The 12,166-nt window shown below is 55.9% G+C and carries 11 protein-coding genes; all 11 read left to right on the forward strand.

Annotation, left to right across the window (positions count from 1 at the left end):
* Positions 1-325, forward strand: a 325-nt coding sequence (locus H5T60_05515) for a Wzt carbohydrate-binding domain-containing protein (protein MBC7241886.1), incomplete at its 5' end; no start/stop codon positions are given.
* Positions 318-1,130: a class I SAM-dependent methyltransferase gene (locus H5T60_05520; protein MBC7241887.1), complete on the forward strand. Its 813-nt coding sequence runs from the start codon at positions 318-320 to the stop codon at positions 1,128-1,130. The genes H5T60_05515 and H5T60_05520, both read left to right, overlap by 8 nt.
* Positions 1,131-1,160: 30 nt before the next feature.
* Positions 1,161-2,318, forward strand: coding sequence for a glycosyltransferase (locus H5T60_05525; GenBank protein MBC7241888.1), 1,158 nt, complete (start codon positions 1,161-1,163; stop codon positions 2,316-2,318).
* The gene (locus H5T60_05530; protein MBC7241889.1) at positions 2,315-3,565 is read left to right on the forward strand and encodes a glycosyltransferase family 4 protein; all 1,251 of its coding nucleotides are present in this window, start codon (positions 2,315-2,317) and stop codon (positions 3,563-3,565) included. Before H5T60_05525 ends, H5T60_05530 begins: the two co-directional genes overlap by 4 nt.
* Entirely contained in the window at positions 3,552-4,814 is a 1,263-nt protein-coding gene (locus H5T60_05535) for a glycosyltransferase family 4 protein (protein MBC7241890.1), read from the forward strand. Before H5T60_05530 ends, H5T60_05535 begins: the two co-directional genes overlap by 14 nt.
* The gene (locus tag H5T60_05540; protein MBC7241891.1) at positions 4,811-6,382 is read left to right on the forward strand and encodes a glycosyltransferase; all 1,572 of its coding nucleotides are present in this window, start codon (positions 4,811-4,813) and stop codon (positions 6,380-6,382) included. Before H5T60_05535 ends, H5T60_05540 begins: the two co-directional genes overlap by 4 nt.
* Positions 6,379-7,617 (forward strand): glycosyltransferase family 4 protein, encoded by a 1,239-nt coding sequence (locus H5T60_05545; GenBank protein MBC7241892.1) that lies wholly within the window; start codon positions 6,379-6,381, stop codon positions 7,615-7,617. Before H5T60_05540 ends, H5T60_05545 begins: the two co-directional genes overlap by 4 nt.
* A gap of 360 nt (positions 7,618-7,977) precedes the next feature.
* Positions 7,978-8,982 carry a glycosyltransferase gene (locus tag H5T60_05550; GenBank protein ID MBC7241893.1) on the forward strand — a complete coding sequence of 335 codons (1,005 nt, stop codon included), beginning with the start codon at positions 7,978-7,980 and terminating at the stop codon, positions 8,980-8,982.
* On the forward strand, positions 8,979-10,181 hold the full coding sequence (locus H5T60_05555; protein ID MBC7241894.1) for a glycosyltransferase family 4 protein: 1,203 nt from the start codon (positions 8,979-8,981) through the stop codon (positions 10,179-10,181). The genes H5T60_05550 and H5T60_05555 overlap by 4 nt, the downstream gene beginning before the upstream one ends.
* Position 10,182: 1 nt before the next feature.
* Positions 10,183-11,532, forward strand: coding sequence for an O-antigen ligase family protein (locus tag H5T60_05560; GenBank protein ID MBC7241895.1), 1,350 nt, complete (start codon positions 10,183-10,185; stop codon positions 11,530-11,532).
* 76 nt (positions 11,533-11,608) lie between these two features.
* Positions 11,609-12,166: hypothetical protein (locus H5T60_05565; GenBank protein ID MBC7241896.1), on the forward strand; the 558-nt coding region annotated here is incomplete at its 3' end.

Genomic DNA, 12,166 nt, shown 5'->3' on the forward strand with positions numbered 1-12,166 from the left:
AGCAAATCCGGAATTTGGCATTGGTGTAAATACAGTTTACGGTCAGCGAGTGTTTACAGTGGGAACCTACTTCTCCAGACATAGGATTGACCGAATTTATGGCGATGTAGTTATAACATGTGAAATTGAGCCCCCTGCGCTAGCTCCTGGGGAGTATTCCATCAAAGTTGCCCTCGGGAGAGGTCGGTTTGAGCCCCTAGAAGAAGTGGAGGATGTGGCGAGATTTTCAGTGAAGTTTACAGACTTTTTCGGTACAGGGCGATTACCTCAAAGGAATCAAGGGAATGTTCTTGTCACGTCTCGATGGGAAATTTCTAATGTCTGAACGCTGGATAAGAACCTTATCGGCAAAGTGTTTGTTAAGAGCATTGCATTTAGTTGCAGGAGAACATCCAGTTCCTCTTCTCTTTATATCTTATCTCCGATGGATCGCAGGCAAGGAGATAGCTAAGTTATGTGACTTTCAAGATTCGCTGATTCTGGATGGATCGCTGGTTGAAGATGATAACGTCCGTAGATTAGTCGCGGGATATAAATTTTCTCTCTGGTCTTTAGATGTCTCCACGATCAATTTTCTTATAAAATCCCTTCGGGAGTTGAAGCCAACGGCAATCCTTGAGTTTGGAAGCGGAATAAGTACTATTTGCTTCACTAGGATCATGGTTGACCTGCACCAGGGTACTAACCGTGTCTTTGTGTATTCCATCGAACAGGATGAGGAAGTTGCTTTCTTGGTCAGAGAGCGTCTTCGGGAAGCAGGTCTGGATAGATTTGCAAGGGTCCTGCATGCTCCTCTCATAGAGCAAGCGATTGAAGGTAAGAACATTCCATGCTACTCCCTGCCGCCGGATAAACTTTCATCATTGCTGACTGTAAAACCCAATTTTATCATAGTAGATGGACCATCCGGCAAAAAAGGTGCTCGTTTCGGGACACTTCCTCTCGTTAGGGAGTACGTTCAAGATCAAGCTATATTCTTCCTGGACGATGGGCTTCGCGATGAGGAATTAGCAGTTGCGCAACAATGGACAAAGCTAACGTATATTCATGTAAGGGGCGTCCACCTTTTGGGGAAGGGCTTGATTTCAGGAAGAGTCAGTATTAGTGATGGAACTCTGCCGAATTGTTAGCCATATATAGGGTATAGGGAGGGAAAGGCGGTGAGAATCTTGTATTGTAGTGCGAAGAAAAAGCTTCAAAGAGAAGAAGGGCCTAGTGTTCATATTGTTCAAGTCTGTAACCATCTTGCAGGCCGTGGAAATAACGTGCTGCTCTTGGTGGACCGAAATGAATGGGAAGTATCCCAATCGGGGCTGAAGGTAGTAAGTTTCCCCCAGGCTATTCATTATTTACCGCGTCGTTTTCGAGCGATTGTTCAGCGCTATTTGGCGCTGGGTGTAGCCAAGATCTTTCGCCCCGATGTTTTATACCAGAGGGATCGGATAGGTGACGTACTGCCTCTCTGGCTTTCAGAAAAATACCCGATCCCTCTCGTCATTGAAGTGAACGGCTGGTATCCTGGGGACATAGCAGAAAGGAAGGGACCTGTAGCATATACCGAAGCAGTTGAGCAATTAAGACCACGATATGAGCACGCAGCGGCGATTATTACCAGTTCTCCCGGACTTCGCGACCTTGTTTGTTCCACCTTCAAGGTGTCCCCCGAAAGAGTGATCCATATCAATAATGGTGTCGATCTTGCGAGATTTAGCCAAAGCAGCCCATCTGAAGTCAACTGTTCGGGAACATGGGTGGCTGGCATGGTGGGGGGTAACCACCCTCATATTGATATAGATTCAATTCTGCAGGCGGCCGCTTTACTTTCCGCAAGGGGGGCCGTGTTGGAAATCCACCTGTTCGTTTATGGGGCAAGATCATGTGAGGTTGAGAGGAAGGTTCGCGCAATGGGTATAGGAAACATTGTGAAGATATTTCCGCCCATCGCTCACTCCCTTGTTCCAAGGGTTCTGTCGGGATTTCGTGTTTGTTTGGCAATCTATAAGAAGAGCGTTCTGGAGAAGCACAAGAGCATCGAGGCTTCTATGAAATTGTGGGAGTACTGGGCCAGCCAGCGCCCGGTGATAGTTACGGACCTTCCGGGCACTTATTCTTATGCGCATCACCTGGAACAACGTTTTTTGGCTGTACCGCCTGAGGATCCTCAAGCCCTGGCCAATGCTATTGAGACTCTATATAGGAACCCGGAACTGGCCAGGATGCTGGCTATAAACGGGTACTCATATGTACAGAAAGGACACTCCTGGGCGGACGTCGCGGCCCGCATTGAGGCTGTGCTGAGAAGCGTTCTGGAACAATGACAAAGGTAGCTATCGTTCTCGGATCGTTGGCGCCGGTACCTCCAGTGCGTCCAATCGGGCCGGCGCTGGTCATCTATTATACTGTGGAGCACCTCTCCCGTGGTGATATTCGCGTCTTTGCGAACTGGGAACCTGCTCTGGATTCCTTGGAATATGATCGGACAAAGTATCATGCCGTCAAACCGTCTCCATTAATCGTTGCGCTTCTGCAAGTGCTTCATGCATTACCCTATTACCGAATCTATAAGCCTGTAGTTTCCCATTGGTTTCAACCTCATGATCTCTCTTTCGTTGCGTATGCCATGACAGTGCCTTGGGAAGTAAGGAGATATCAGCCTGATATCATAGTCTCCCATGTGAACTACAGCCTGGTCTTCTGGCTCAGACGCTTCTGTCCCTGGGCAACGCTGTTGTATTACCATCATGGGAGTAACATGCATCTACGTTTGACAGAACCCCATTGGCGTAAGTTCGAAAAAGTAGTGGATGGGATCATTTCGGTGTCCCAAGCCACCTTTGACGGACTAGTCGAGCGATTTGGGCCCATTCATGTGCCGACGTGGGTGATCCATAATGGGGTTGACACTAAACTGTTTCATCCAATGCCAGAAGATACCCGCGTGGAGGTGAGAAGGCGCATTGGAGTGGAAGAAGATGCTTTCGTTTTCATGTATGTGGGGCGAATCGTACGATCCAAAGGGGTAGATCTTCTGCTTGACGCTTTCGCCTCCCTGCTTTTGAGATACCCATTCATCCGGCTAGTTATCGTTGGCTCCTCCAAGCTGGAACATGCACCCGAGCCCCAATTTGAGGAGGAGCTCTGGGAACGCGCTCGGAATATGAACGGGCGGGTCCATTTTGTCGGAGGTGTCGAGAATCGAGATATTCCTATGTTCTTGTCGGCGGCGGATGTTGTTGTGCTTCCTACTATCGCAGACGAAGGCGTTCCATTATGTATTCTGGAAGCCATGGCCTGCCAAAAAGCCGTAATTGCGACAGATAAGGGAGGTATTCCAGAAATTCTCCAACACGAGCATTCGGGGCTTCTGTTACCTGCAAATCACGTAGAAGACTTGTTGCCACGAGCTATGGAGAAGCTCATTCTTGATACTTCATTGCGGCAACGATGTGCGCGTAACGCATTGCAATTTATCGAACAGAATTGTACATATGCCCATGTCGCATGCAAATTCGACCAAGTATTGAGGGACGCAAAGATGAGGAGCAGACACAATGGAGGAGATTGAGAACCCCCTGGAGGGAAAACGTATTGCCTTTGTGTTGGGTTCTCGCCGGCCTGCCCCCCCTGTTTCCAGTTCGAATACCGTTTCCTGGCTGGTATCCAGCATGGAGCAACATCTGACTAATCTGGATATTAAAGTTATTTCGCTATGGGATCCTGAGCTTGCCCATGTGCAGTATGATAGAGAACGGTACCTCCATGTGTCCCCCACAACTCTTCCACGATGGTGCTCATGGATCCTCCACAAAATGCCCTATCGGTGGAGAAAAGGCCTATTTGGGAGGGCCGATGTAACCTGGGTCGAGTATTTCTTAGGACAAGCAAAATTGTTGCGAAAGATACGGCCGGACATTGTAGTTACTCATGTGCATTGGCCGGCTTTCAAGTTGGCTGTGCAGGCATGTCCACATGCGGCACATATTTTTTACTTCCACTCCAGTAACTTGGGATCATTGCCACAAGAACAGATCCGCTATCTCCTCCGTCATGCTCGCGGATTGGTCACAATTTGCCGCGCAGCTTTGGATAGCTTGATAACAACATATGGCCCTCCCCCTTTTCCCACTCGGGTAATCTACAACGGTGTCAATTTGGAAATGTTCAACCCTGTGCAACGCGCGCTGAAACGGGAACTAAGCCGAGCAAAGTATCACTTGGAGGAAGATGAAATAGTGTTGCTATATGCTGGCCGCATTGCATATGCCAAAGGGTTAGATCTGATATTGTCAGCCTTCCAAGAGGTTCAGGGGAATATCCCCAATTTGAAATTGGTCATTGCTGGCGATGAGAAGTGCGAGCGCGCGCCCGACTTACCATTTGCCCATAGATTTCGCCAGGCAGTTGCTAATCTGAACAATCCAAACATTCAGCTCGTAGGCTGGGTTCCTTATGAACAGTTGATAGAACTCTACGGAGCTGCAGATATCAGCATTCTTGCTTCGAGAGAGATTGAAGGCAATCCGATGTTCCTTTTGGAATCCATGGCTTGTGGAATACCAGTGATTAGTACAATGGTTGGCGGAGTACCCGAAGTGGTAAGGAATGGGAAGACAGGGATTCTTGTTCCTCGGGAGAATATCCATTCGGGTCTTGTCTGGGCTCTGATGAAGCTCGCATCGGACCGTGAGCTACAGGAGACAATGGGAAGGGAAGCCGCGACACATGTCCGTGTCAATCATTCACCCGAGCGGATGGCTCGAGAACTTGCGAGTTTCATCTCGGAGGTTGTAAATCAAGCAGGTTATCGATCATGAAAGTCGTTGAAGTATCGTACACCTGGCCGGCCGAGACCTTCATCCAACGGCATGTGCTGGCGCTACGCGAGGCCGGCGCAGATGTGATGCTCGTCGGGCGCGCCGGCGTTGACGCGGGGCGCGCCGGCGCAAGCATCGGGGACGCAGACTGCCGCATCCCCGCCCTGGTGATGCCCAACTTTGACCACCTGGACCTTACAGGTAAGGTGTGGAGCCTGCGGCACCTGCTTGCCCGACCCAGGTGGGCCATGGAGGCGAGACCTCTGCGGGATCGGGTCCTGCTGGCCTTCTTTGAACGGCTTAAACCCGATCTGATCCACTTCCACACCGCCAGCCTGGCCGCGTTCATGCGGTGGGTCCCCCAGGCCCTGGGGATCCCGTATACCGTGAGCCTGCGTGGTTCGGACGTGCAGGTGATGCCGCTGCGAAGCGAGAGAGCCGCGCAGGAGACGGGAGCAGCCCTTCGGGAGGCGGCAGGCGTGCACGCGATCAGTTGGCATCTCGTAGCCTGCGCGAGGCGATGGGCTGGGCCTCAGGTAAGGATACAGGTCATTTACAATCCCATACCCTTGCCTCCACTGCTTCCCCCTTTCCGACCCGGCCTGGGGCAAAGCCTTCACTTGATTACGGTTGGGCGTCTGCACTGGACCAAGTGCTATGGGGACCTGCTCCAAGCGTCTGCAGAACTGGCGCGCCAGGGAATTGAGACACGGGTCACGTTTGTCGGCAGTGGGCCAGAAGAAAGCCGGTTGCGTTATTGGGTGGAGAAACTTGAGTTGGCGGACCGTGTGACCTTTCTCGGCAAGACGACTTTCCAGCAGGTCTCGTCACTTCTATCTGATGCGAGTGCTTACGTTCATCCCTCAATGAGCGAGGGGTTTGGGAATGCCATTGCAGAGGCGATGGCTTGGGGTTGCCCCGTCTTCATTACAGATGCCTGCGGCGCACGGGAGGTCATAGAGGATGGGAAGTCGGGCTTCCTCCTGCCGGCACTCCAACCCGAAACCTGGCCAGAGCGGTTGCTCCTGGCGCGGGACCGGGCATTGATGGAACGGGTCCGCCAGGCGGCCTACGAGACGGCTCGCCGCCTGTTTGACCGCCGGCGGCATGCCGAGGATTTCCTGGCCTTTTATGAGCGGGCCGTACGCCGGGGCCCCAACCTCATCGCACGTGAGTCCAAGAGCCCATCCCATGGAGAGCAACCCCGCGGCGAAGGCCCCTTGCTCCTCGTACGGGGAGCGTGGCGCTGGGAGAACGGCGCCGACCTGGTCTTGCGGGCGCTGGCCCCTCTTTGCCGCGAGGGCCAGGTCCAAGTGGTCTTTATGGGTCAAGGCCCCCAGGAGGACGAACTGCGCTACCTGGCGGACTTTCTGGGACTGGGAGGACAGGTGCGGTTCATTGTGGATGGGCAAGCGGATGACCTGGGAGGCGAGCTGTCCATGGTGCTGGACATCGCCGACGCCCAAGAGCAAGGCTGGCGGCTGACGTGGGAAGGCACGCTGGTGGCCAACGTCCCGTTTGCCGAGGTCGGGCACCTGAGCGCTCTCGTGGAGGATCTCCCAAGGTGACAGGCAGTCCAGTGGCCGAAACGCCCCGCGTGGCCATCGTCGTCGGCACCAACGAAACGGTGCTCCACCCCGTTCCGCCGGCGGCCGACAGCGCGCCGGCGTGGAACATCTACCGGGTGGCCGAGGCCGCGGCAGGAATGAACCTGCACGTCATCTCGCCGTGCGAGGCTCGGCAACTGCCGGCGTTGCGGCGATTCCCCGCTCGCGGTCAGTATCATCACGTCATCTTTAGCACTGCTCTGCTCTCGCTCTACCGCTCCGTTCTGCGGCACATCCTGCCCTTGCGCCTGGCGGTGCGTCGCCTGGTCGGCCTGCCTGACCTTCTCTCCTGGCTGTATTTGCGCCAAGTCGTCGCCTGGATGCAAAAGGTTCGGCCCGATGTGGTCTTCATCAACGATCGTCCTCAGTACATCCGCTATCTACGGCGGCATGTCCCGCCCGGCAGGTTGCTCTTCTTCATGCGCGGCGAGATGGGCGAGAGCCGGCGCTTTTTACATCTGGTGGACGGCATCGTGGTCAACTCGCGGGGCATGGAGGCATATGCCAGGGAATTGTTGGGCAATCACCCCATGCCTATCTGGCACATGCCGAACGCTCTGGGAGATGAGTTCCCCGTACCGCCGGCCCCGCCCGATCGTTTCACTCGCCGGCCGCACCGTATCCTCTATGCCGGCCGTATTATCCCTGTCAAAGGGGTATTGGAATTGGTGAGCGCTTTTGAGCTAGTGCATCGAGAAATACCCGACACCGAGCTGGTTATCTATGGGGGAAGCGACAATGCCGCCTCCAAGGGCGCTCTTACCCCGTATGAGCGGGCGGTACGGGAATGGGCGGCCGCTCTGCCGGCGGGAAGCGTGCGCTTCATGGGCTATGTGCCCAACCGCGAGATGGGCGCGCACTACGTGCAGGCCGATGTTGCCGTCTTCCCCTCAATCTGGAAGGAATCTTTCGGCATGGTGGCCCTGGAGGCCATGCGCTGTGGGACGCCGGTGGTGGCCTCACGTCGGCCGGGCTTTGAGGAACTGGTGATTCATGGTGAGACCGGTTTCCTGGTGGACGACCCGACGGACGCGCCGGCGTTGGCGGAGGCCATCCTGAAGGTCCTGCGCGACCCGGACCTGGCCGCCCGGATGGGAGAGGCAGGATACAAGCGCTCGCTGGAATATCTTCCTCAATCGGCTGGTAGCCGATTTGCAATGATTTTGCATGAAATCATAACAAATCTGGAGGAATAAATGAACGTCATTGCAGAAGAGAGAAACGTGTTGGGGTTTGCCGGCGTTAGCCGAGCCTTATTGCGGATGATCCGAACGCGGGGAAACATGAAGGATTGCATTGTCTCCCAGCTTTCGGAAAATCCCAATCACGCCCTTGGCGAAATAGAGGCACAGTATTGTAATTGGCTGGTCCACGACCTATACTCCTGGTTGCTTGGGGAGAAACCTTCACACACCCTACTTAATCGCTAGAGGCGACTTGCTTGAACTTGCGTCGACAATTTCAGGCTCTATGTGGACTGACTCTGTCTCGCGACTTACACGATGGGATGATGAGGAAGACGCTAGTTTGCTGGCACTTGCTGAGGAGGTGAGACTGTGATGTTATCCAGCTCCCCCCTCGTCTCCATTATCATCCCAACGTACAATCGCGCAAAACTACTCCCACGCGCGTTAGAGTCCGTCCTTGCTCAAGATTATCCCCATCTCGAGATTATTGTGATCGATGATGCCTCCACAGACGAAACCCCGAATGTGCTCAAAGCGTTCGGGGATCCCCGGATTCAGGTGTTCCGCCACCCAGAAAACAAGGGACATGGCGCAGCATGCGAAACCGGGATACGCTGCGCAAAGGGAGAACTTATTGCATTTCTGGACTCGGATGATATCTGGTTACCCGGGAAGTTAGGCCTCCAAGTCGCTATCTTCCGCCAATGGCCCCTCGTCGATTTTCATTTCACAAATTTCCGCAACATCAATTTGGTCAATGGTGTCGAGGGAGACGGATTCACCCAAACTCGGGACGGGCTCGCCCTTCTTCAAACTGTGCACGTCGACACCGACTTGTGGATCATCCAATCTGGAATGCCCCAGGCTATGTTGCAAGCGATGTTTATTGCTCAGCCAACGGTAATGCTAAGGCACGAAGTAATAGCTACAACGGGCAACTTCAATTCTGAACTGCGGGGAGCCGCGGACCTTGAGCTTTGGTGGAGGATCGCACTATCCGGGTTTCGATTTTCCTTTTCGAGACGCCCTCTCATGGAACGTTACAAAGACAACCAAAGCACGACGTCGAAAGTGATTGAGTTCTCACTATGGCACATTCGCGCCTTGGAAATCTGCGAGGAGACCGCCCGGGAAGCCGGCCGGCTCGATCTCATTCCTCCCCTAAACAGCGCCAGATACCGCTCCTGGTGTGGACTGGTCAAAGAATATACCCGGGTGGGCCGGCGCCGTGAGGCCCTGCACGCCTTTTCTCAGGCCCTGCACTACGGGTTCACCCCACGGCTTCTTCTGTATGGGGCTCTCGCCCTTGGCGGTGCCCAGACCTTCTCCTTAGCCCGCTCTATTCGCCGCGCTGTAGTCGGAGGAAGCAGGTGAATATCGCTTTCGTCTCTTATACTTATTGGCCGCCAGATTTCGGCGGGGAGCTGCTTCTCGCCATCGAGCGACTGCAGTCCCTTGCCAGCCGCGGCCATCATATCGCTGTGCTGACCTCTGGCCGGCCGGGGTTCCCTTCACACGTCCACCTGGATGGCATGACCATTCTCCGCTCACCCATGGTACACACCAGCCGGCCGGGCAGGCTTCTGCGCCGCGCCGTCCACTTCGCCTGGGCATTGACGCATCTGCTCTCACATCGCTACGATGCCGTGCACTTCGGATCCATGCCCGGCGTGGGCCTGGCAACCGATGCCCTCACTGCCTTCATCCTGGCCGGCATTGCCCGCTGGCGCGGCGCCCGCACGGTGACGGTGCATGCCCTGGCGGACAGCGAAAGCGCCGCCCTGGAACTCTCTGGCAGGCGCGGCTCCTGGAAGCGGCTGTATTACCATAATATGGATCACATCGTTGCGGTCAGTCCGGCGCTCTATGCACCCCTACAGGCCCATTTCCCTCGCAAGGCCATCCTGATTTTGTACGCTGTGCGGGATGATATCTTTGTGCCGCTGGATGATGCGACGCGCCGCCGCGTGCGGGGTGAGCTGGGCGCCGGCGATGAGCACGTGGTGTTCACGTTCCTTGGTACAGTGTGCTACAGGAAAGGATTCGACCTGCTGGCTCGGGCCTTCGCGGAGCTGGCGCCGGGCCACCCGAATTGGCGCCTGTGGGTGATCGGTCCCCGTAGTTATACCGAAAGCCAGAATCTGCGCGATGAGGAGGCGCAAGAAGTGATGGCTCCCCTGCGCGGGCTGGATTCGCAGATAACCTATTTCGGGCGCGTGGACGACCGCGGCCGGCTTGCCGAACTGCTGGGGGCTGGGGATGTGTTTGTATTCCCGAGCCGGCGAGAAGGATTTGGCCTGGCGCCGGTGGAAGCCATGGCCGCCGGCGTTTCCCCCATCATCGCCCGTATCCCGGGCGTCACTGACCTGGCCAGCGTGGAGGGGGAGACCGGGCTGTATATTCCCCCGAATGATCCGGAGGCGCTGAAGCAAGCCATGGAACGTCTGGGGAACGATCCCGGACTGCGCCGGCAAATGGGCCAGAAGGCCGTACAGCGCGTCAAAGAGGCTTTCAGTTGGGAACCATACATTGATCGCTGGGAGCAGTTGTATCGCGATGGGCATGTCTTCTAGCATGGCACACAATATCACGCGCGAGAAAGGTACGCCAGCGCGTTCCGCTGTGCTTCCCCGCCCCGCCCATGTCACCTACCGCCGGCGCACCATCTTCCTCTTCCTGCTCTGCTCCGCTTACGTCGCAATCCCTTGGGGCGATATCCCCTTCCTGGGCATTTCCCTATCGGCACCCTTGATGTTCCTCATCGCCCTGGAAGTGTATCTGCGGCCGCCGGCACCCTGGCTGAGGCACTACCGTCCCTGGGTCCTGTTGGCCGGCGCCATGTGGGCCGGCATCTTCCTCTCGGCGGTCATTAACGGCCTGCGCAGTGGCGGCATCGCCCTGGATCGCCAAGGCGCCCTGGAGGTGTTCCACTTTGGCTACTGGCTGGGCGTGGTGTTCCTTGTCACGGTGTATCTGGTGTCCTATCTGGACCTCGGCCGGCGGGTGGTGACGGTGACGGCGGCGGCCGTCGTGCTGACCGCCCTGGTTCGTTGGTTCGAGGCTGTCGCCTACGGCAAGATCGGCGCCTGGACCAGTCCGCGCTTCTTTACCCAGAACATGTACGGCTGGCTGTTCTCCACGTTCACACCCTTCTTGTATGCGCTTCTCGTGGACCCAGCGACCAAACGCCGCTGGCCGGCGGCCGTCGGCATCCTCGTGGTCTGGAGCGCGGCGGCCATCAATGGCTCGCGCGGCTCCTGGGTGGGTCTCGCCGGCGGGCTTCTGCTCTTCCTCTTGCTCTATCTGCGGGTATATCCCCAACACTTTAAGGGGCTGTTGATAATCATCCTCGTCTGTGCCGGCTTCTTGGGGCTGATCACCCTGGCACCCGACCGGGTGGTCGCGGCAGTGAGCCAGCGCTATGCGACCTTCCAGCGCATCGAGGAGGACAAGACCTATCTGGCCCGCCGGCTGATGGTCCAGAAAGGCCTGCGTCTGTTCCAAAGCTCGCCCATCGTGGGGGTGGGGCCGGCGCGCTGGACCAAGGAGTATGTCCCGCTGGACATTCCCGAACGATTAGGGGGATGGCGGCGCCAGGCCTCCTATCAGCGGTTATCCGCGCACAACGCGTATGTGGCGCTTCTCGCAGAAACGGGATTGGCCGGCACCATCCCCTTCGCCCTGCTCTTGTTCACGCTGGTATGGCGGGGATATGGGGCCATGGTGCAGTTGGCCAAAGGGGGAGCGCTGTGGGCCATGGGGGTTTATACCGCATTCGTGGGAATGAGCATCCATTTGTGGGTGTTGGCCGGCCTGACCGGTACCTCAACCTGGGTGATGTATGGGTTGGTGGGAGCTTGCATCCACCAAGCCAGTCGCTTATCGGTAGACCAGACACAATCGCCACAGGGAAACGGTAATTGATGATCTCGTGAATATGAATATGATGCCCCATATCCTTCACGTCATTGACAGCCTGGCCCCCGGTGGGGCGGAGCGCATGGTAGTGGAGATCGCCAATGCCACCGACAAGCAACGCTACCGCGTCAGCGTTTGTGTGACGCGGGCCAAGTCTAGCCTGGCTCTCCGGCCAGCCCTTGCCGCGAATGTGCCAGTCCATATCCTGCCCCGGCGGTTTCGCTTTGATCTACCGGCATTTTGGGAATTCTCTGCCCTATGTCGGCGCGAGCAAGTCCATCTCCTTCACGTCCATAATCGACCTTCGTTTCGGTTTGTGGCTGTTCTGAAGGCTTTTGGGTGTTTACCCTCGGTGCCGGTCGTGTTCCTGGATCAGTACGGGGATGTGGAAATGAACCCTCGCCTACCCCTTGACCTTCAATGGGCTGTGCAGTTTGTAAAACCATATTGGGTGGGTGTGCATCCCGATTTGACCAGCGTCGCCGTGCGTGTAGGTGTTACTCCCAAGGATACTTTCGTCATTACGAATGCTATTGATTTCGCTTGTTTCGACTGTGTTCCCGAAACACCGCTGGAAGACATCTTGGGTCCGGCGCATAGTACGCCAGTGGGCATCATTATTGCCAATGTGAGGCCACAG

It is taken from the genome of Anaerolineae bacterium, from assembly GCA_014360855.1.
GTDB lineage: Bacteria > Chloroflexota > Anaerolineae > JACIWP01 > JACIWP01 > JACIWP01.

What these genes read in the sequence shown, in the direction of transcription:
- H5T60_05520 (MBC7241887.1), top strand. Translation starts at nt 318, where the DNA reads ATGTCTGAACGCTGGATAAGAACCTTATCGGCAAAGTGTTTGTTAAGA.
- H5T60_05530 (MBC7241889.1), top strand. Translation starts at nt 2,315, where the DNA reads ATGACAAAGGTAGCTATCGTTCTCGGATCGTTGGCGCCGGTACCTCCA.
- H5T60_05535 (MBC7241890.1), top strand. Translation starts at nt 3,552, where the DNA reads ATGGAGGAGATTGAGAACCCCCTGGAGGGAAAACGTATTGCCTTTGTG.
- H5T60_05540 (MBC7241891.1), top strand. Translation starts at nt 4,811, where the DNA reads ATGAAAGTCGTTGAAGTATCGTACACCTGGCCGGCCGAGACCTTCATC.
- H5T60_05560 (MBC7241895.1), top strand. Translation starts at nt 10,183, where the DNA reads ATGGCACACAATATCACGCGCGAGAAAGGTACGCCAGCGCGTTCCGCT.